The 20316-nt window shown below is 67.4% G+C and carries 19 protein-coding genes; 4 read left to right on the forward strand and 15 right to left on the reverse strand.

Features of this window, described 5'->3' with window-relative positions; genetic code table 11:
• Nucleotides 1-4: 4 nt before the first annotated feature.
• Nucleotides 5-1288: a PrsW family intramembrane metalloprotease gene (locus tag AC1DZQ_RS04495; protein ID WP_476962363.1), complete on the forward strand. Its 1284-nt coding sequence runs from the start codon at nt 5-7 to the stop codon at nt 1286-1288.
• A 99-nt stretch (nt 1289-1387) separates the two neighbouring features.
• Here the strand turns inward: AC1DZQ_RS04495 and nusB are convergent, their stop codons facing one another.
• The 15 genes from nusB to AC1DZQ_RS04570 all read right to left on the reverse strand — a co-directional run bounded on the left by nusB (nt 1388) and on the right by AC1DZQ_RS04570 (nt 15910).
• Entirely contained in the window at nt 1388-1798 is a 411-nt protein-coding gene (nusB, locus tag AC1DZQ_RS04500; RefSeq protein WP_018773145.1) for a transcription antitermination factor NusB, read from the reverse strand.
• Nucleotides 1798-2361 (reverse strand): elongation factor P, encoded by a 564-nt coding sequence (gene efp / locus AC1DZQ_RS04505; protein WP_476962364.1) that lies wholly within the window; start codon nt 2359-2361, stop codon nt 1798-1800. Before efp ends, nusB begins: the two co-directional genes overlap by 1 nt.
• A 155-nt stretch (nt 2362-2516) precedes the next feature.
• Complete coding sequence (locus tag AC1DZQ_RS04510) at nt 2517-3035, reverse strand: tetratricopeptide repeat protein (RefSeq protein WP_476962365.1); 519 nt, start codon at nt 3033-3035, stop codon at nt 2517-2519.
• Nucleotides 3035-4126 carry a 3-dehydroquinate synthase gene (gene aroB, locus AC1DZQ_RS04515; RefSeq protein ID WP_476962366.1) on the reverse strand — a complete coding sequence of 364 codons (1092 nt, stop codon included), beginning with the start codon at nt 4124-4126 and terminating at the stop codon, nt 3035-3037. Before aroB ends, AC1DZQ_RS04510 begins: the two co-directional genes overlap by 1 nt.
• Entirely contained in the window at nt 4126-4734 is a 609-nt protein-coding gene (locus AC1DZQ_RS04520) for a shikimate kinase (RefSeq protein ID WP_476962367.1), read from the reverse strand. Before AC1DZQ_RS04520 ends, aroB begins: the two co-directional genes overlap by 1 nt.
• On the reverse strand, nt 4734-5933 hold the full coding sequence (aroC, locus tag AC1DZQ_RS04525; RefSeq protein ID WP_476962368.1) for a chorismate synthase: 1200 nt from the start codon (nt 5931-5933) through the stop codon (nt 4734-4736). Before aroC ends, AC1DZQ_RS04520 begins: the two co-directional genes overlap by 1 nt.
• Nucleotides 5934-5959: 26 nt before the next feature.
• The gene (locus AC1DZQ_RS04530; protein WP_476962369.1) at nt 5960-6928 is read right to left on the reverse strand and encodes a shikimate dehydrogenase family protein; all 969 of its coding nucleotides are present in this window, start codon (nt 6926-6928) and stop codon (nt 5960-5962) included.
• Nucleotides 6925-8667, reverse strand: a complete 1743-nt coding sequence (mltG, locus tag AC1DZQ_RS04535) for an endolytic transglycosylase MltG (RefSeq protein WP_476962370.1) — start codon at nt 8665-8667, stop codon at nt 6925-6927. Before mltG ends, AC1DZQ_RS04530 begins: the two co-directional genes overlap by 4 nt.
• Nucleotides 8664-9248 (reverse strand): Holliday junction resolvase RuvX, encoded by a 585-nt coding sequence (gene ruvX / locus AC1DZQ_RS04540; RefSeq protein WP_476962371.1) that lies wholly within the window; start codon nt 9246-9248, stop codon nt 8664-8666. Before ruvX ends, mltG begins: the two co-directional genes overlap by 4 nt.
• 10 nt (nt 9249-9258) lie before the next feature.
• On the reverse strand, nt 9259-11937 hold the full coding sequence (alaS, locus tag AC1DZQ_RS04545) for an alanine--tRNA ligase (RefSeq protein WP_476962372.1): 2679 nt from the start codon (nt 11935-11937) through the stop codon (nt 9259-9261).
• A 168-nt stretch (nt 11938-12105) separates the two neighbouring features.
• On the reverse strand, nt 12106-12372 hold the full coding sequence (locus tag AC1DZQ_RS04550) for a DUF6167 family protein (protein ID WP_476962373.1): 267 nt from the start codon (nt 12370-12372) through the stop codon (nt 12106-12108).
• A gap of 19 nt (nt 12373-12391) precedes the next feature.
• On the reverse strand, nt 12392-12766 hold the full coding sequence (locus tag AC1DZQ_RS04555) for a DUF948 domain-containing protein (RefSeq protein ID WP_476962374.1): 375 nt from the start codon (nt 12764-12766) through the stop codon (nt 12392-12394).
• Nucleotides 12767-12933: 167 nt separating this feature from the next.
• A complete protein-coding gene (gene rpsD, locus AC1DZQ_RS04560) occupies nt 12934-13560 on the reverse strand; it encodes a 30S ribosomal protein S4 (protein WP_018773157.1) in 627 nt (208 codons plus the stop codon).
• 186 nt (nt 13561-13746) lie between these two features.
• Nucleotides 13747-14145 (reverse strand): cupin domain-containing protein, encoded by a 399-nt coding sequence (locus AC1DZQ_RS04565; protein WP_028276474.1) that lies wholly within the window; start codon nt 14143-14145, stop codon nt 13747-13749.
• A gap of 256 nt (nt 14146-14401) precedes the next feature.
• On the reverse strand, nt 14402-15910 hold the full coding sequence (locus AC1DZQ_RS04570; protein ID WP_476962375.1) for a replication-associated recombination protein A: 1509 nt from the start codon (nt 15908-15910) through the stop codon (nt 14402-14404).
• Between the two features lie 64 nt (nt 15911-15974).
• Here AC1DZQ_RS04570 and AC1DZQ_RS04575 point away from each other — a divergent pair, with 64 nt between their 5' ends.
• The 3 genes from AC1DZQ_RS04575 to AC1DZQ_RS04585 all read left to right on the forward strand — a co-directional run bounded on the left by AC1DZQ_RS04575 (nt 15975) and on the right by AC1DZQ_RS04585 (nt 20260).
• Nucleotides 15975-16619, forward strand: coding sequence for an acVLRF1 family peptidyl-tRNA hydrolase (locus AC1DZQ_RS04575; protein ID WP_476962376.1), 645 nt, complete (start codon nt 15975-15977; stop codon nt 16617-16619).
• Between the two features lie 420 nt (nt 16620-17039).
• Nucleotides 17040-19553, forward strand: a complete 2514-nt coding sequence (locus tag AC1DZQ_RS04580) for a galactose oxidase-like domain-containing protein (protein ID WP_476962377.1) — start codon at nt 17040-17042, stop codon at nt 19551-19553.
• Nucleotides 19550-20260 (forward strand): hypothetical protein, encoded by a 711-nt coding sequence (locus AC1DZQ_RS04585; RefSeq protein WP_476962378.1) that lies wholly within the window; start codon nt 19550-19552, stop codon nt 20258-20260. Before AC1DZQ_RS04580 ends, AC1DZQ_RS04585 begins: the two co-directional genes overlap by 4 nt.
• Nucleotides 20261-20316: the final 56 nt, after the last annotated feature.

Raw genomic sequence — 20316 nt, forward strand, 5'->3', positions numbered from 1 at the left:
TTCCATGACGACGAACGAGCCGCGGCCGGGGCGTGAGCACCCCGGCGGCCCCGGGCAGCGGCCGCTGCCCCTGCCCCAGCAGGCCAACCCGACGTGGCTGGGGCAGGTCCGGCCGGCCTACTATCAGCAGGCACCGGCCAACTACCGCGGCCAGTTCCAGCCGGCCCTGCCTCCCGCGGGGCCGGCGGTAGGCAGCCCGGGCTGGAAGAAGGGCCGCAGTTCGGCCGGCGTCGCCGGCCTCGTAATGGCCGGCGGATTCCTGGCGTTCCTCTGCCTTTTCCTGGTCCTGCCCTTCCTGCTGGACCGGACCGGAATCGCCGGCTTCGTTATTGGCTTCATCGCCTCGCTGATTCCCCTGGGGACCGTGTTGCTGACGGTGCGCTTCATCGACCGGTGGGAACCGGAGCCCAAGCCCCTGCTGCTTTTCGCGTTTGCCTGGGGAGCCGTCGTCTCGATCGCGGTGACGATGCTGATCCAGCCCTACTTCTCGCTGGTGGCCGGGCCTGCCTCAGGACTGGACTATACGACGTTCGCCGTGACGGTCCAGGCACCGGTGGTAGAGGAATTCGCGAAGTCCCTGGGGTTGCTGGTGCTCGTGCTCTTCGCCCCGAAACACTTCAACGGACCGGTCGACGGTGTGGTGTTCGCCTTCACGATCGCGGCGGGCTTCGCGTTCACCGAGAACATCCTCTACTTCGGCCGCGCCATCGCCGAATCCAGCGACCCCGGCACGGACCTCGCGGTGGTGTTCTTTCTCCGCGGAGTCCTGTCCCCCTTCGCCCACGCCATTTTCACGGGTACCACCGGCCTGGTGATGGGGTTCGCCGCCCGCCGCGGGCACACCGGGCTGTCCGTGCTGGCATTCTTCGTCGGCCTCGTCCCCGCGATGTTGTTGCACAGCGCCTGGAACAGCATGGGCGGGGACTTCCTGGGCCAGTACGTGATGGTGCAGGTGCCGATCTTCCTGCTGGCGGTGCTGGTGATCGTGCTGCTGCGGGTGGCGGAGCGCAGGCTCACCCGCCAGCGGCTCAGGGAATACGCGGCCGCGGGCTGGTTCACCGCCGCCGAGGTCGAAATGCTGGCCACCGTCGGCGGCCGCCGTTCCGCGCTGCGCTGGGCCAAGTCCACCGGGCGGGGGCCGCAGATGAAGGCCCTGCTCCAGGCCGCAACCCAGCTTGCCCTCACGCGGCAACGGATCCTCAGCGGCCGGGACGTGCCGGCACACCAACGCGATGAACAGCGCCAGCTCGCCGAGATCGCCGCACTCCGTGCCGCCGTCGTCGGCTAGGGAACTGGAGAACTGGAGAACTGGAGAACTAGGGAAACGAGGGGAATTGAAAGAACCCCGGCCAGGATGTCCTGGCCGGGGTTCTTCGTGTGCGGGAGCTTACGCCAGCAGCGAGGGCTTCAGCTGCTGCAACCGGCCCAGCAGGCCGTTGATGAACGACGGCGACTCGTCGGTGGAGAGCGTCTTGGCCAGGGCCACAGCTTCGCTGACCGCCACGCCGTCCGGGACGTCGTCGTTGTAGAGCAGTTCCCAGGTGCCGATCCGCAGGATGATGCGGTCCACGGAGGGCATGCGCTCCAGGGTCCAGCCCTGCGAATAGGTCTCCAGGAATTCGTCGATGGCCACCTGGTGCGAGACCACGCCTTCGACGATTTCGAGGGTGTAAGGGTTGACGATCTGATCCGTCTGCTCGCGGCGGGACTTCAGCACGTCGAACGCCGAGGCTGAGCGCTGCTCGGCCTCAAAGAGCACATCGAGGGCCCGGTTCCGGGCCTTACCGCGCGCACTCACTAGTCGTTGACCCGGCCGAGGTAGCTGCCGTCGCGGGTGTCGACCTTGACCTTGGTGTTGTTCTCGACGAACAGCGGCACCTGGATCTCGTACCCGGTTTCGAGGGTGGCGGGCTTGGTGCCGGCCGAGGAGYGGTCGCCCTGCAGGCCCGGCTCGGTGTAGGTGATCTCGAGGACGACGCTCGGGGGCAGCTCGATGTAGAGCGGGTTGCCCTCGTGGATGGCGATGTTGACCATCTGGTTTTCGAGCATGAAGTTGGTGGCGTCGCCGACGGTGGCGGCGGAGACGGTGAGCTGGTCGAAGTCCGAGGTGTCCATGAAGACGAAGTCGGCGCCGTCCTGGTACAGGTACTGGTAGTCGCGGCGGTCCACCGTGGCGGTCTCAATCTTCAGTCCGGCGTTGAAGGTCTTGTCGACGACCTTGCCGGACATCACGTTGCGCATCTTGGTGCGCACGAACGCGCCACCCTTGCCGGGCTTGACGTGCTGGAACTCGATGATGTTCCAAAGCTGGCCCTCAAGCTTAAGGACGGTTCCGTTCTTGATGTCGTTAGTGGTTGCCACAGTATCCTCTTAGTCTCTATCTGGTTCGTTTCGGCCGGTGCTATCGGCCGGACGTTCTATGCCGGGCCGGCATGCCAAGCGGCCCGCCAGCGCGTATTTGTCAAAAATCCAAGATCTATTCTACCGGTTCCGGCGGACAGCTGGCTGACGCAGGCTCAGGACTGCTGTTCCAGTTCGTCCCGCGCGCGCTGCAGCGCCACGGTGGAGGCGTAGATGAGGGCCGCGTCGGCGGACCCGGCGACGCGCAAATCCAGCGCCTTGGCGAAGGATTCGACGGCGGCGCCAATGTTCCCGCCGGCGAAGTAGGACCGGCCGAGGTGCTGGCGGACGGCCGCCTCCTCCAGGGTGCCCTGGGTCTCGGCGAGGAGCTGGCGGAACACCTCCACGGCCCGGTCGAACCGGTTCGAAACCCGGAGCACGTCCGCCTCGAAGATCCGCAGCCGGAGCGAGCCGGGGTCCTTGTAGCGGGCCTCGGCCAGGAGCTCGGCGGCTTCGGCCGCGTGACCTTCGACGAGCCGGACCAGGATCAGGTCCCCGGGGTCCGTAGAGGCCGCCAGCGCCTCGGCCAGGACCTCGTCATTGACGATCTGGGGCATCAGAGACTGCGGGTTGATCCGGATCCCGGGAACTCCCGCGTCCGGCCACTCGCTCGTGCCGCCCTTGACCTCCTGCATCAGGAGGCAATCTCCTGGTAGGCGGCAAACAGCAGGGACGTGTCCGGGACGTCGAGGATGCCGGGCCGGCCCACGCCGTCGAGCACCACGAACCGCAGCAGGTCACCGCGGGATTTCTTGTCCCGGCGCATGCCGTCCAGGAGAGCCTGCCAGCGGTCGCGGCGGTACGTGATGGGAAGCCCAAGGCTTTCGAGGATGCTGCGGTGCCTGTCGGCGTCGGCGTCGCTGAGCCGGCCGACGCTGCGGGCGAGCTCGGCGGCGAACATCATGCCCACGGACACGGCGGCACCGTGCCGCCAGGAGTAGCGCTCGACGAGTTCGATCGCGTGGCCCAGGGTGTGGCCGTAGTTCAGGATCTCGCGCTGGCCGGTTTCCTTGAGGTCCTCTGAGACGACCCGGGCCTTGACGGTGATAGCGCGTTCGATCAGTTCCCGCAGGATGTCCGAGCGGGGATCGGAGACCGCTGACGGGTCCTTTTCGATCAGGTCCAGGATGGCCGGGTCGGCAATGAAGCCGCACTTGATGACCTCAGCCATGCCGGAAATGATCTCGTTCTTCGGCAGCGTCTCCAGCGTGTCGAGGTCCGCGAGGACGCCGGCGGGCGGGTGGAAGGCGCCGACGAGGTTCTTGCCCTCGGCGGTGTTGATCCCGGTCTTGCCCCCGACGGAGGCGTCCACCATGCCCAGCAGGCTCGTGGGCATGTGGATGACCTTCACACCGCGCAGCCAGGTCGCGGCGACAAAGCCGGCCAGGTCCGTGACGGCGCCGCCGCCGACGGCGACGATGGCGTCGGAGCGGGTGAAGTCGTTCTGCCCCAGCACCTGCCAGCAGAAGGAGGCGACTTCGATGTGCTTGCCCTCTTCGGCGTCGGGGATTTCTGCGGTCAGCGCGGTGAAGCCGGCGGCGGCCAGCTCTTCCCGGACGGTGTCCCCGGTCAGCCGCAGCGCGCGGGGGTGGATGACCAGGACGCGCTTGACGCGCTCGCCCAGCAGGCCCGGCAGGCTTGCCAGGAGGCCGCGGCCCACTACGACGTCGTAGTTCTCACCCGGCGTTAGTCCGGTGACTTTGATGACGGTTGATTCGGTACTCACTATTTAACTTCCTTTGTCGACGCCGGAGTGGGCACCGCCGCGGCCTTAGCCGCGGCGAGCTCCCCCAGCGCATCTTCCAGCCGGTGGGCCAGCTCGGGAACGCTGCCGCTCCGGACATCGAGGACGAGGTCGGCGAGCCGTTCGTAGACCGGCTGCCGGGTGGCGAACAAGGTCCGCCACCGGCCCATGGCGTCGCCGGCCAAGAGCGGCCGGCCCGAATTTCTGGCGATGCGTTCCGCCACAGTGTCGGCGTCGCATTCGAGATAGACAACGGTACAGCGGCCCAGGAGCTGCTGCGTACCGGAGTCGAGGACAGCCCCGCCGCCGAGCGAAATGACGTTCGTGCCGCCCTGCGCCTCGTCGATGGCCTGTGCAACGGCCCGGGCCTCCATCTCACGGAAGGCGTGCTCGCCCCGGCTGGCGAAGATCTCGGCGATCGTCCCGTGCTGGGCCACCACGAGGGCGTCGGTGTCCACGAACGCGCACCCCAGGTGCTGCGCGAGCTGTTGTCCGATCGCCGATTTGCCCACGGCCATCGGTCCGATCAGGACCACCGGGCCAAGGTGCCTTGCCGCGGCGGAGGGCCCGCCGGTGTTCCCGGCCGGCACTAGTGGCCGATCGAGTCCAGGGACGCCGGAATGCTGTCCAGGTAACCCTTGATGTTGCGGGCGGTCTCCTGCACGGAGTCACCGCCGAATTTTTCGGTGACCGCTTCGGCGATCACAAGGGCCACCATGGCCTCGGCCACGACGCCGGCGGCCGGGACGGCACAGACGTCGGAGCGCTGGTGGTGTGCCTTGGCGGCCTCCCCAGTGCTGACGTCGACCGTCCTGAGGGCCCGGGGCACGGTGGCGATCGGCTTCATGGCGGCACGGACGCGCAGGACATCGCCAATGCTCATGCCGCCCTCGATCCCGCCTGCGCGGTTGGAAGTGCGGATGATCTTGCCGTCCGCGTCCTTGACGATCTCGTCGTGGGCGGCCGAGCCGCGGCGCGCCGCGGTCAGGAAGCCGTCGCCGACCTCAACGCCCTTTATGGCCTGGATGCCCATCAGGGCCGCCGCCAGCCGCGAGTCGAGGCGCCGGTCCCAGTGGACGTAGCTGCCCAGTCCCGGCGGGAGGCCGTAGGCGAGCACTTCCACGACCCCGCCGAGGGTTTCGCCTTCCTTGTGCGCGACGTCGACCTCGGCCACCATGGCGTCCGAGGTTTCGCGGTCGAAGCAGCGCAGCGGGTCGGCGTCCAGGGCGATCACGTTGCGCGGTACCGGCAGCGGCCGGCCTTCCGGCACGGCAACGCTGGCGATGGACACGGTGTGGGAGACGAGTTCGATCCCGAGCTGCTTGAGGAACGCCGCGGCGACCGTGCCGAGCGCCACCCGCGTGGCCGTCTCGCGGGCGCTGGCGCGCTCCAGGACCGGGCGGGCCTCGTCGAAACCGTATTTCTGCATGCCGGTGAAGTCGGCGTGGCCGGGCCGCGGCCGCGTCAGCGGGGCGTTCCGGGCCTGGTCGGCCAGGATTTCGGGCTCCACGGGATCAGAGGACATGATCTGTTCCCACTTGGGCCATTCGGTGTTGCCGACCTGGATGGCGACGGGACCGCCCTGGGTCAGGCCGTGGCGGACTCCGCCGAGGATCGTGACCACGTCCTGCTCGAATTTCATCCGGGCGCCGCGGCCATAGCCGAGCCGGCGGCGGGCCAGGGCCTCGCTGATGTGGGCGCTGGTGAGTTCCACACCGGCGGGCACGCCTTCAATTATTCCGACCAGTGCCGGGCCATGGGATTCTCCGGCAGTCAACCAACGCAACATACATTCCATCCTGCCATGTCGGGCGGTTAGAACACCCGTCGGGGCGCTCCGACTGCGTCACACATCACATCTGTGACTCCGGCGGGGAGGGCCTCGCCCAGTCCGGTGAAGTGCCGCACCTGCTCCACCGCCTGGTAGATGAGCATTTCCAGCCCGGGGACCACCGTGCCGCCGGCTTCCTGCCAGACCGCGGCGATCCGGCTGGGCCACGGATCGTAGGCGACGTCCAGGAGGACGCCCGGGCTGCCCGGGGGTGTTGTCCGCCGCCGTCCGCCAGCATCGGCTTGAGGCAAGGATCCTGCCGGCGTGGCTGGCAGCTCCCCTGTCAGTTCCGCGGCAAGCGCGTCTGCCAGCTCTTCGGCAAGTGCGTCTGCCGCGCGGGGCGGCAGCGTGGAGATGACGACGTCGGCCGCTGCAACGGCGGCGGCCGCACCGGCGAGGGGAAGCACCCGGACGGGGACCCCCACGGCGGCCGAGGCAGCGCGGGCCTCCGCCGCGCGGCTGACATCGCGGACGAACACTTCGGCGGACACCGCCCCCAGTTCCTTGAGGGCGGCGATGGCTGCTGCCGCGGTCCCGCCCCCGCCGAGGATCACGGCGGTGGGCGCGGAGGCTGCCCCCGCGTGCCGGAGCGCGTTGACGATCCCGGCGACGTCGGTGTTGTAGGCAACCAATCGTGTGTGGCCAGCACTGCCGCCGTCGGATTCGAACGCCACGGTGTTGACGACGCCGAGTGCGCGCCCCACCCCCCGGACCTCGTCCACTTCCGCCACCATGGCCGACTTGAGCGGCATGGTGACCGAGAGCCCGCGCCAGGAACCGTCAGCGCGCACCTCCTCCCTGACCTGCCGCATGAAATCCGGCAGGTCAGCCTCGGTCACGTCAATGGCGGAGTAGGCGATGTCCACGCCCAGGTGGGCGTAGGCGGCCCGGTGCAGCGCCGGCGATTTCGAATGGCTGATGGGATGCCCGAGGACGGCCGCCCGCAGCGTCATACGCAGCGTCCCGGGTTGGCCTCGCACCACGCGTTGTACTGCGCCACGTAGCCGTTGTGTTCCGCCAGGGTCTTGGAGAACTTGGTCTCCTTGGTGTCCAGGTTGATGGTGACCCAGTAGAGGAAACTGTTGGACTTGGGCCTGGCGGCGGCGTCAATGGCCGTCTTGCCGGGAGAGCCGATGGGGCCGGCGGGCAGTCCCTGGTTGGCGTAGGTGTTGTACGGATTCGACTTGTCAGCCTTCTGGGCCTCGTCGATGTGGAAGCTGTGGATGCCCAGGCCGTAGGTAACCGTGGCATCGGACTGGATGAGCCCGTTGGTCTCGGTGTTGTTGGGCTTGAGGCGGTTGTAAATGGCGCCGGCGACGTCACCGTATTCGGCCTGGCCGCCTTCCGCCTGGACGATGCTTGCCACCGTCACGACGTCGTACTGCTTCGCGGGATCGGTGACGCCCTGGGCCTTGAGTTCATCCTGGGTGCTGCCGACGAGCTTCTGCAGAATTTCCTTGGCGGAGGAGCCCAGCGGGAAGCGGTACTCCCCCGGAGCCAGGTAGCCCTCGAGGTTCTTGGCTTTGGCGGGGACGCCGAACTGCGCCGGCGCATCGCTGAGCGCTTTCAGCTCCGGACCCGGAATCCCGGTGCCCTCGGAAATCGCCTGCAGGGATTCGCTGATCCGCAACCCGGCGCTGAGCGCAAAGTACATGACCTTGCCCTGGCCCTTGTTCAGCAGGACATCCACGGCATCAGAGTTCTTCATTTCCTGGCGCATCGAGAACGTGCCGGGGTTCAGGGCACCGCCGGAAGCGGTGAACTCCTTCAAGAAGGTGTCCGCGTTCGCCACGACCTTTTTCGACTCCATCTCGGTGGCCACGGACCGCGGCCCGGCGCCGGGTTCGACCGTGATGGTGACCTCACCGGTCCCGGGGCCGGGGTAGTCGGCCATTTTGTCCCCGCCCAGGAGGGGCTTGAGGAACTGCGCGCCGACGGCGATTGCGACGACGAAGACCGTCAGGGAAAGCACCAGGGCCAGGAAACGGCGCCGGCGGCGGACCTTCTTGGACGGACCCTTGTCGTAGCCGGCCGCTCCGGCCATCAGCTCCTCGCCCGGGTCGCCGTGGTACTCGGCGTCCGGGTGCGGCTGGGCCCGGGGGTCGCCGGAGGTGTCGTAGACATGGTGAGCCTCGTCGTGAGGGTGTTGAGCATAGCCATCGTGGACGCCCGCGTCATGGGCAGCCGCATCGTGGCGGGTCCCGTAGCCGAGCTGGCCTGCCGCCGCATAAATGGCGTCGTCGTGGCCAACGTCCTCGCGGACGGGCTCTTCGCGGACAGGCTCTTGGCGGACAGGGATCAGCTGCGTGAAATCTTCTTGCACGGGCTCGTCACGAACGGCGTCTTCGCGCACAGGCTCTTCGTACCCGGATTCTTCGTGCACTGGCTCTTCAGGGACGGCTTCCGCGTGCACGGGCTCTTCACGAACGGGCTCGTCACGAACAGTTTCCTCGTGCACGGTCGGTGCTGCGTCGGGGAGTTCCGGGGCGGCCTGCGGCAGTTCGCCGTCCTGTGCCCGTGCCGGTGCCGGTCTCGGAACATCCGGTCCCGTCTCAAAAGCCTGCGGCGGGATCACGTTCTGACCCTGGGTCGCCAAGAGCTTTTCCTGGGCCCGGACTTCTTTGCGCGTCAGCGGTCGGCCGGCGCCACCAAGGGCGTCACCGGAGGAGTCATCACTGTTGACCGGGCTCACTGTAGCCTTCCATCTTCTGAAGAGTGCGTCTGTACTGCCGGGCCGGTCTGTGCGCCGCCCCCGGTCGGCCACGGCGCAGACTCCGCGTAGACGCGGTTTCCGACCTCCGTTCCCCTGGCCTTTTGCATATCAATCGCATGTTGCAGAATACCTGCCGCCGCAACCTGATCAACAACTGTACGGTGATTCCTGCTGCTCATGCCAGCTTCGTGCAGGTTGCGGTGGGCGGTCACGGTGCTGAGCCGCTCGTCAATCAGGCGCACGGGCACCTCGGATCCGGCGCCCTGCAGGGCCCTGGCCAGCAGCTGCGCGTACTCGGTGGCCATCCTGGCCGAAGCGTGCTCTTCGCCCTTCATGGTGCGCGGCAGTCCCACGAAAATCTCCACGGCGTCCAGCTCCGTGGCCAGGGCGGCCAGGATTCGCACGTCGGTGTTCTTTTTCGTGTTCCGCTGCAGTGTGCGCAGCGGAGTCGCCAGGATTCCGTCGCGGTCGCAGACGGCCACCCCCACGCGGACGGTGCCGACGTCCACCCCGAGCTTCACGCCCCGGGGATAGACGCCGGCCACAGCAGCTTCAGACACGTGGGATCCGCTATCGCCGGGTAATGGCGTCCACGACGGCGCCGAGGGCAGCGCCGACCTTGGCGGCGTCGGTGCCGCCGCCCTGGGCGACGTCGTCCTTGCCGCCACCGCCGCCACCGAGGATGCCTGCGGCGAGGCGCACCAGGGCACCGGCCTTGACTCCGGCTGCCCGGGCGGCTTCATTGGTGGCGATCAGGATAACGGGACGGTCGTTACTGACACCGGCCACGGCGACGGCGGCGGGCTCGGAACCGAGACGCGTCCGCAGGTCCAGGGCCAGGCCGCGCAGGTCATCCGCGCCGCTGACCTGGCCGGCGTCGTGCGCAATGACCTTGACGCCGGCGGCGTCCTGGGCGGTGCCAACCAGCTGGGCAGCGGCGGCCGTCAGCTGCTCCTTGCGCAGCCGCTCGAGTTCCTTTTCGGCCGTCTTGAGCTTGGTCAGGGTGCTGGAAATCCGGTCCGCGAGCAGCCCGGAGGGAACCTTCAGCATTTCCGTGAGCTCGGTGACCAGGGCCCGCTCCGCGGCCAGGTGCCGGAAGGCGTCCATACCCACGAAGGCTTCCACACGGCGGTTTCCTGAGCCGACCGACTGTTCGCCGAGCAGGGACAGGCTGCCGATCCGCGAGGTGTTCTCGACGTGGGTGCCACCGCAGAGTTCGCGGGACCAGGCGCCGTCGATTTCCACGACCCGGACCTCGTTGCCGTAGTTCTCGCCGAACAGCGCCATGGCGCCGAGCGCCTTGGCCTCGGCAAGCCCCATGATCTTGGTTTCCACCCGGAAGTTGTTGCGGATGGCGATGTTGGAGACTTCCTCGATCTCGGACCGGGTGGCGGCGCTCAGGCCCTCGCCCCAGGCGAAGTCGAAGCGCAGGTAGCCGGCCTTGTTGAAGGAGCCGCGCTGCAGGGCCTCCGGGCCGAGGATCTGGTGCAGGGCCGCGTGCACAATGTGGGTGCCGGTGTGGGCCTGCTCCGCGGCGTGGCGGCGTTCCCGGTCCACGGCGGCCTGAACCAGCGAGTCGGCACCGATTTCGCCTTCGCGGACGATTGCCTTGTGGACGCTGAGGCCCTTGACGGGGCGCTGGACGTCCAGGACCTCGACGACGAAACCGTCCCCGGTGATCAGCCCGGTGTCGGCGGCCTGGCCGCCGGCCTCGGCGTAGAACGGCGTCTCGGCCAGGACCAGTTCGATTTCATCGCCGGTGGAGGCCTGGGCGACCTTCCGGCCGCCGGACAGGATGCCGCGGACCTTGGACTCGCCCTGGAGCTCGGTGTAGCCGGTGAAGACGGTCTCGCCGGCGGACAGCAGCTCCTGGAACGCGCTGAGGTCCGCGTGCGAACCCTTCTTGCCCTTGGCATCGGCCTGGGCGCGCTGGCGCTGTTCGAGCATGAGCTTGCGGAACTCGGGCTCGTCGACTTTCAGCCCGGCCTCTTCGGCCATTTCCAGGGTGAGGTCGATCGGGAAGCCGTAGGTGTCATGCAGGGCAAAGGCGTCGGCGCCGGAGAGCGGCTGGTTGGCGGCCTTGGACTCCTTGACGGCGTCCTCAAGGCGGGCGGTGCCGGAGGCGATGGTGCGCAGGAACGCCTTTTCTTCGGCATAGGCAATCCGGCTGATGCGCTCGAAGTCGGTCTCGACGATCGGGTAGACGCCCTTCATGGCGTCCCGCGAGGCCGGCAGCAGCTCGGGCAGGCAGGCCTTTTCGACACCGAGCAGGCGCATGGAGCGGACGGCCCGGCGGATCAGGCGGCGCAGCACGTAGCCGCGGCCCTCGTTGGAGGGGGTCACGCCGTCGGCGATCAGCATGAGGGCCGAGCGGATGTGGTCGGCAACGACGCGCATGCGGACGTCATCGGTGTGGTGCGGGTCCTCGGCGGACTCCGCGGAGGTGTACTCCCGGCCGGAGAGGGCCGCGGCCCGGTCGATCACGGGGCGGACCTGGTCGGTCTCGTACATGTTCTCGACGTCCTGGAGGATCATCGCGAGGCGCTCCATGCCGAGGCCCGTGTCGATGTTCTTCTTGGGCAGCTCGCCGGTGATGTCGAAATCCACCTTGGAGCGCACGTTGTCGATCTGGTACTGCATGAACACGAGGTTCCAGATCTCGACGTAACGGTTCTCGTCGGCGACGGGGCCGCCCTCGACGCCGTAGGACGGTCCGCGGTCGTAGTAGATCTCCGAGCAGGGACCGGCCGGGCCGGGCTGGCCGGTGGACCAGTAGTTGTCGGCCTTGCCCATCCGCTGGATACGCTCGGCCGGCATGCCGGTGTTCTTCAGCCAAAGCTGCTCGGCCTCGTCGTCCTCTTCGTAGACGGTGACCCAGAGCCGCTCCGGCGGCAGTCCGTACCCGCCGTCGTCCACGCTGGTGGTCAGGAGCTCCCACGCGAACTTGATGGCGTCTTCCTTGAAGTAGTCGCCAAAGGAGAAGTTGCCGCACATCTGGAAGAACGTGCCGTGGCGGGCGGTCTTGCCCACCTCCTCGATGTCACCGGTGCGGATGCACTTCTGCACACTGGTGGCCCGCTGGTAGGGGGCCTCCTCGCGGGCCGTCAGGTACGGGATGAACGGGACCATGCCGGCCACGGTGAACAGCAGGGACGGGTCGCTGGAGACCAGGGAGGCGGAGGGCACGGCGGTGTGCCCCTTGCTGACAAAAAAGTCGATCCAGCGCTTGGTGATCTCCTGCGACTTCATGAGCTGATTTCTTACCCTTCAATATTCACTGCGTTATGTGGCCCGCGTCTGTGCTGCGCGGGACAAGCTGAGGACCGGCACTGATCCGGGCCCCGTCAATCCGGTGCCCCTTCAGGTGGTGCCGACGCGGGCCCTTAACGGGCACCGTACTTACTAATTCTCTCCCGGCTAGCGCCGGACCGCATCCCGGCGGGCAACGGCGCCGCCGGCGGCAATATCCGTTGCCGTTGCGATGCCAAGGGCGGAGCGGAGTTCGGCCTCCCGCTCGCCCATACCTTCGCGGACGGCGTCGGCGAAGTCGAACAGGCCGTCCGCCAGCCGTCCCACGGCCCGGTTGAGGCCCTCGGGGCCGAGGGCGGACTGGGCTTCGGTGACCTTGCGGAAGGCGATGACGCCGATCGCGACGCCGATTCCCATCCAGATGATTCTGTTCATGTCAGGTTCTCCCGGAGGGTTAGCGGCTGCGGCGGCCGGTGGCGGGCTTTTTGGGGGTGCTGAAGGCGGAGCGCACGCCGTAACTGAAGGCTGCCACCTTGATCAGCGGCGAACCGACAGTGGCCGCCATCAGCGAGGACAGCGCCGAGATGTTGGCCGAGGCGTCCGAGACGTTGGAGGAGATGCCGTCAACCTTCTTCAGCTGCTCGTTGGTGGTGGTCACCGTGGCGGTGACCTCGTCCATGAGCGGGGTGGCGCCGTCGCTGAGCGAGCGGATCGTGGTCCGCAATTCGTCGAACACTCCGCCGAGCTTCAGGATGGGCACGGCGAGCAGCAGGACCAGCAGTGCAAACACCCCAGCCGCGATCAGGCCGGCAATATCGCCACCAGACATAGACACTCATCTCCTTGAACTGCAGGGGATACCTGCTCGTTGCGTCGGGTTCCGACGGTTTCAACCGTTGGGCAGAACCGGCTCCCGGGGAACTCCCCCAAGTACCTTACATACAAAGAAGCCCGCGGCGCTTGCCACGGGCTTCTTTGTAGGTGATGCCTTTTGAATTAGCGTGCGTAGAATTCCACGACGAGCTGCTCTTCGCAGGTCACGGGGATCTCGGAACGCTTGGGGCGGCGCACCAGGCGGGCCTGCAGGGCGTCAAGCTTGACGTCCAGGTAGGCCGGAACGATCGGCAGGACGTCGCGGTGAGCGCCGGCTGCTGCAACCTGGAACGGAGGCATGGTCTCGCTGCGGCTGTGGACGTGAACCAGCTGGCCCTCGCCGACGCGGAAAGACGGGCGGTCAACGCGGATGCCGTCAACGAGGATGTGGCGGTGCACAACCAGCTGGCGGGCCTGGGCGATGGTGCGGGCGAAGCCGGCACGCAGCACGAGGGCGTCGAGACGCATTTCGAGCAGTTCGATCAGGTTTTCACCGGTCAGGCCCTTGGTGCGGCGTGCTTCTTCGAAGGCACGGGTCATCTGGGCTTCGCGGATGCCGTACTGGGCGCGCAGACGCTGCTTTTCGCGCAGACGTACGGCGTAGTCGGAGTCCTGCTTCTTGCGGGCACGGCCATGCTCACCGGGGCCGTACGGGCGGCGCTCCATGTACTTGGCGGCCTTGGGGGTCAGAGCGATGCCGAGTGCACGCGAAAGGCGTGCGGTACGGCGAGCACGAGTGTTGTTAGCCACTTGTGTCCTTCCAATATCTGCGGTGTGTCAGTGTTACTGGCCTCCACGATGGAGAGCATCGGCCAACCGCTGCCTTTTGCTACTGGGCACAGGGCAACCCTCATCGAACCGAAGTTTCCATGGATTGTGCGTCCGTGCCTTGCCAGACAACGATCCAGCCTACCAGATCCGGCCGGCGGACCGAAGTCAGATTCTGGCGTGCGCTCCCCGGACACCGCTGCGCCCGAAGGACGCCGCACCCAGGAATTCCACGGCCACGAACGGTTTCGGGCCCACCACCCATTCGTCGTGACCGGGCGGAATCGCGTAGGTGTCATTGGCGTGGATCGTGGACCGCAGCCCTTCTGCCGTTTCGACTTCCATTTCACCGGAAATGCAGAATCCGAGATGGTGGTGCAGGCAGACGTCGGTCCGCTCGTAGGGTCTGGTGTTCTCCGACCACCGCCAGCCCGGGCCCAGAATCAGCCGGGCCACTGAGTAGTCGTTCACTGTGCAGAGGTCGAATTCGGCCTTGTCCGGGCACCGTTTCTTATCCGGCACATCGAAGGACTTCACTGCCATGGCTGTAACGAAGTTGATACTCATGGGACACCTGCCGGGGACGGGACGGGAACGCTCGCGCTGGATGAGCTGGGATAGAGCGAAGCCAGCTGCCGTTCCGGGGTCCGGAAAGAGGGAGCCAGCGATGTGACCGCGCTGTCCCCTGCGCCGCACGGACGGTCAGCAGATCCATGCCGCCGTAATTCCACGTTAGACCTCTTGGCCCCTATGTCAACGGCGGATTCCGGCACTGCAAGCCGCTGCGGACCAGCCGCTGGTCACGGGCCCTTCACGTGCCTTGTCACGTGCCGCGGATGATCTTCCGAAGCCGCTCGAGCCGGGTGGCGATGTCGCGTTCGGCCCCGTTGCCGGTGGGCTCGTAGTAGTTGCGTCCGACGAGGTCATCGGGCGGGTACTGCTGGGTGGCCACGGCATGCGGGGCGTCGTGGGCGTATTTGTAGCCCTTGCCGTGGCCGAGCTGTTTTGAGCCCGGGTAGTGGGCATCGCGCAGGTGCGCGGGGATGCCGTTCCCGAGCCCGGCGCGGACGTCGGCGATCGCCTGGTTGATTCCCATGTACGCGGCGTTGGACTTCGGTGCGGTGGCCAGATGCACCACGGCCTCGGCGAGGATGATGCGGCCTTCCGGCATGCCGATCAGCTGCACGGCCTGGGCCGCCGCGACGGCGGTCTGCAGCGCCGTCGGGTCAGCCATGCCGACGTCCTCGGCCGCGGAGATCACGATCCGGCGGGCCACGAACCGGGGGTCTTCACCTGCCTCGAGCATCCGGGCGAGATAGTGCAGCGCGGCGTCGACGTCGGAGCCCCGGATCGACTTGATGAAGGCGCTGGCGACGTCGTAGTGCTGGTCCCCGGCCCGGTCGTAGCGAACGGAGGCGACATCCAGGGCGCGCTCCGTGTGCCGCAACTGGATCGTGACGGGCACCGCCGGTCCTGCGCCGGCTGTGTCAGTACCGACTGCGTCGGGATCGGCTGTGCTGGTATCGGCTCCGTCGACGTCGTCCGCGTCCCCGAAGGCGACGCCGGCCGCGGCCTCGAGGGCTGTCAGGGCCCGGCGGGCGTCGCCGCCGGAGAGCCGGACAAGGTGCGCCAGCGCGTCAGCGCTGAGTTCGGCCTTGCCATTCAGTCCGCGGACATCCGAAACGGCCCGCTGCAGCAGAGACTCGACGTCGGCGTCGGTGAGGGGTTTCAGGGTCAGCAGCAGCGAGCGGGACAGCAGCGGCGAGACGACGGAGAACGACGGGTTTTCGGTGGTGGCCGCCACCAGCACCACCCAGCGGTTCTCGACGCCGGGGAGCAGCGCATCCTGCTGTGCCTTGTTGAAGCGATGGATCTCATCGAGGAAGAGGACAGTGGTGGTCTTGAAGAGGTCGCGCGCGGTCAGGGCTTCATCCATCACGCGGCGGACGTCCTTGACGCCGGCGGTGATGGCGGAGAGCTCGACGAATTTCCTGCCGGGCCCCTTGGCAATCACATGGGCAAGGGTGGTCTTGCCGGTGCCGGGAGGACCCCAGAGGATCACCGAGCTCGGTCCGGCAGGGCCGGTCGCGTCGGAGCCGGCGGCCAGCTGGCGCAGCGGAGAGCCCTGGCCGAGCAGGTGCTGCTGGCCTACGACGTCATCGAGGGTGCGCGGCCGCATCCGGACGGCGAGGGGGCTCCGCGGCGAGGCAGACCCGGCAGCGGACCGGGCGCGGCTCCGGGCCTGGCCGGAATCGTCGGCTGAGCCGTCGGCGGCGCCGAAGTCGTCGCTTCCGTCGGCATTGTCCCGCCCTGCACCAAAGAGATCATCCACATAGATAGGCTACTTCTAGTTCCTGCCGCCCCCTCACCCTCACCCCCGCAACGGAGAACCTGCCATGTCCAGCCCCGAGACCCGTGTGGCCTTCGTCTCCGGCGACCGGCTGCCGGGCTGGGTGGACCGCTTCGCCGCGAGCCACGGCGCACTGGAGGAGGAGGAGCTCGACGCCGGCCTGCAGCTGCGCGCCGCCGACGGCGCCGTGGCCGCCCTCCGGGCGCCTTGGCCCGTGGACGGCCGGCCCGGGAGCGGCCACGACGCCCTCTCGCGGCTGGCCTCCCTGGCCGGGCAGCCCCGGAGCATCGGCACCATACTGGTCCGCCGCGGCGGATATTCGGTGGCTGTGGTCAGCGCCGGCGCCGTGTTGGCGTCCAAGACCGGCACGCGCCACGTTCAGTCGCGGACGGCTGCCGGCGGCTGGTCCCAGCAGCGTTTTGCCCGGCGGCGCGCCAACCAGGCCGATGCCCTCGTGGAGGCGGTCGCCGAGCACGCCGGGAGGATCTTCGCAGAGCACCGGGTCGAATACCTGGCGCCGGGCGGCGACCGGACGCTGGCCGACCAGGTGCTCGCCGAGCCCGCGCTGAAGCGCTACGCCCACCTGACGCGGCTCGCGTTCCTGGATGTCCCGGATCCGCGCGCCGCGGTCCTGAAGAAGGCCGCCGCGGAGCTGTGCTCGGTGCGGATCCTGGTGACCGACCCGCAGTAGTTCCTGCCCTACAGGCTCCCGCCGGGTAGGTGCCGGCGCCGGATCCGAATCTTTTTTGTGTCTTGGTGCCTTCCTGCCGTTTCAAGGCCCGGCCGGCGCCGGCAGCGCACGGGAGCGCCCAAGGTCCGCTGACCTTGGCTTCCACCCGATGACCAAGTAGTTCGGCGGGGTCCGCGGCCACCACCTGAGTACACGCCGCCGCCCGGCACGGTGCGAAGTCGGGTAATTCTTACTCGTTCCCCCCGCATTTTTTCGCCCATAGACTCAAACGCATCCTTTGTCACTGAAATCCATCGCTAATGGGGAATTCAATGTGTAACATTGACCATCCGATTCCCAGAATGACAAACACGGAATCATCTCCCACCGCAATCAACATTTACAACGGCGGAATACGCAACGCACAGGATGCGGCGGGCCGTGAATAATCTGCAACGCCCCCGGCGCCTAATAGCGCTCTTCCTGGCGTTCCTTATTCCCCTGAACTTTATCGTGGGCGCCGTTGCCGTGGCGGCCGACGCCGTCAATCTCGTGAGGAACTCGTCTCTTGAGGAGGGTACCGTGGACGCCACATGCTTCAAGCGGGCCGGCTGGGGAACCGAAGGCAACTGGAACTTCGTCGGGGGACGGCTCGGCGGCCGGGCGGTCTCGGTCACGCTCCAGGGCCACACGGCCGGCGACCGCAAGCTCGTCCAGGAGGAGAGCACCCAATGTGCACCGGCCGTGGTCCCGGGCCGCGGCTACACCATTCAAGTCTGGTACAAGTCCACGGCGCCGGTGTCGCTCACCCTGTTCCGCCATTCCGCGCAGGGCTGGAGCTACTGGGGCGACGTCCAGCAGCAGGCACCGGCCGCGGACTGGACCCTCGCCACCGCCCCTACACCCGCGATCCCCGAGGGAACGGATTCCATAAGCTTTGGACTTTCGCTTGGAATTGACGGGACGCTGGCGACCGACGACTATTCCTTGACTGAAATCCCGGCGCCTGCGCAAAACTCCAGCGAATTGATAATAAACGGAGCCCTCGCAGACGGGACTCCTACGCCGGCATGCTTTATGCTCGCGGGCTGGGGAAACCGGCAAATAGCGACTTCACTCTCAAATGACGTCCCGGCGAATTCACCCGCCGGCGCGCGGTCCTTCGCCATAAATGTCAGCGGATATCAATCCGGAGACGCAAAACTCATTCAATCGGACGCACCAGGCTGCGCACCTGCCGTCATGCCGGGGGAACAATACGACCTTAAGGTCGATTACAAGTCCACTGCTGCGGGCCCGTCCGGCCTGACCGTCTTCAGCCATACCGCCAACGGCTGGCAGTACTGGACCGACCTCAAGGAATTGCCGCCCGTTCCCGGCTGGACGACTGGCCAGGCACGAACGCCGGCGATCCCCAACGGCGTCGATCGGATTGCCCTCGGCGTTTCCATCGCCAGCAACGGCACCTTGTCCACCACCAACTACTCGCTGACCAAATACGACGCGGCGGGACCGGCACCGGTGGGCGGGCCGGACGCCGTCGGATCCTGGGAAACCCTTCCCTCACAAATGCCCGTGCGGGCGCTGCATTCAACGCTGCTCCACGATGGACGCCTGCTGCTGATCGCCGGTTCGGGCAACGACGAGACGAATTTCAATGCCGGGTCCTTCCGGGCGGTGGTCTGGTCACCGGCCACCAACGTCTTCAAGAACATCCCCGTCCCATACGACATGTTTTGCGCAGGACACGTGACCCTGCCCGACGGGAAAGTGCTCCTCGCCGGCGGCACCCAGGCGTTCCCCACCGCCAACGTGGGGCCCACAACCTTCCAGGGATCCAAGAAGAGCTATTACTTCGACCCCGCGGACGACACCTTCCATCAACTCTCCGACATGGCCGGGGCCCACTGGTACCCGTCGCTGACGAAACTGGGCAACGGCGATATCTGGTCCGCCGGCGGGCTCGACGAAAAGGCCCAGGGCACCGTGCTGACGGAGATGTTCGACACCTCGGCCATGAGGTGGCTGCCGCAGAACCAGGTGCCGCAGACCTGGAGCTTCTGGGGCACCTACCCCCACATGTTTCTCCTCGAAAACGGCCGGATGTTCTACTCCGGGGGCCACACCTTCGGCAACGGGCTGCCGGGGACAGGCTCGTCGATCTACGACTGGACAACCGCGCAGATCTGGGACGTCCCCGGGCTGCGGCAAAAGGACCTCAGGGACCAGGCCGGCTCCGTTTTCATCGGCCCGGCCCAGGACCAGAAACTCATGATCGTTGGCGGCGGCAACGCCGACGGCAACACGCCCGGCATCAACCTCGTCGACATCATCGACCTTAAACAGCCGAGCCCGCACTACGCGCCCGGACCAGATCTTCCAGGACCCGGCAAGATGTACGTCAACGTCCTGAACCTTCCGGACCGTTCGGTGCTCGCCGCGAACGGCGCCCAGTTGAACCGATCGGGAAACATCCAGACGGCTGCCATCTACACTCCGTTGACCAACTCCTGGAAGACTGTGGCGGCAGACCCTGTGGGCCGCAACTACCACTCGACGTCGATTCTCCTGCCGGACGGCCGCGTGGCGGTCATGGGCTCCAACCCGCTGGATAATTCCTTCGAGGCCAGGATCTCGGTCTACAGTCCGCCGTACCTGTTCAAGGGGCCCCGGCCGGCCATCACATCGGCTCCCGGCCAGGCCGGCTACGGGCAGAATGTGCAGATCGGCGTGACGGGCGATGTCACGGCGGCCTCCCTCATCCCGCCGATGTCCCAGACCCACCAGACAGACACCAACGCTCGCGTCGTCGACCTGCCGCTGGCGGGCACGGGCGCGGCCCGCACCGCACAAATCCCCAGCAACCCGAACCTCCTGCCGCCCGGGCCGTACATGCTCACCGTGTTGTCCGCTGACGGAATCCCCAGTGTTGCCCGTTGGGTGTGGGTTTCATGAAGCCCCGCACGGAAACGGCAGCGCGCGGGGCGCGCGGGGGACGCGTCGTCGTCGCCCTGACGACGGCGGCCCTGGCAGCCGCGGCGGCCATGGTGTGGGGCGGAATGTCCGCCGTCGCCACCGTCAGTGCCGTCAATGCCGGTCCGCGCGCGAGCCAAGTTCCACCGGCAGCCACCCCGGCCGAAGCGCCCACAGGCGCCCGGCCGGGGCCGTCCGCCACCACGGACGCCACCACGGACGCCACCGGCTCGGCGCAACCGAAACTTGGTCCCATTCCCCCGGTTTCCGCGGGGCCAGAGGCGTCCACGTCAGCAGGCGACGCACCGGAAGTGTCCCTGGCTGAGGCGGCCCGGACGGAGGCCGGTGCGGCCGCYTCCTTGCCAGAGGGCGGCAATTCCATGGGCCTCAAGCAGCGGGGCCCCGTTGACCCTGCGGCGGTGCTGTCCGGCAAGAGCCTGTCTCTGGGCGGTTGTCTGCCCCAGTACGGCTCCGACGGCCAGTGCCTTCCCGCCATTCCGCCCAGCATGAGCCGGCATCTGAAGGAGATGAAGGATGCGGGCCTTGATCCCGGGTCCATGCCGCATTCATGGACCTGCACCGAGGTCCGAACGTACTTCAAGGGCGGACTCGCGGTGCGCAAAGCGCATGTCGATCCGCAAAAGCTCGACGCCAACCACGACGGCGTCGCCTGCGGTGCGGCCGACTAGCCGCCCCGTCTGTTCCCGGGGCCGCCTGCGGTCCTGCTGACCGTCCACCCGACTGA

The sequence above is a fragment of the Arthrobacter sp. P1_C12_2 genome (assembly GCF_056406415.1).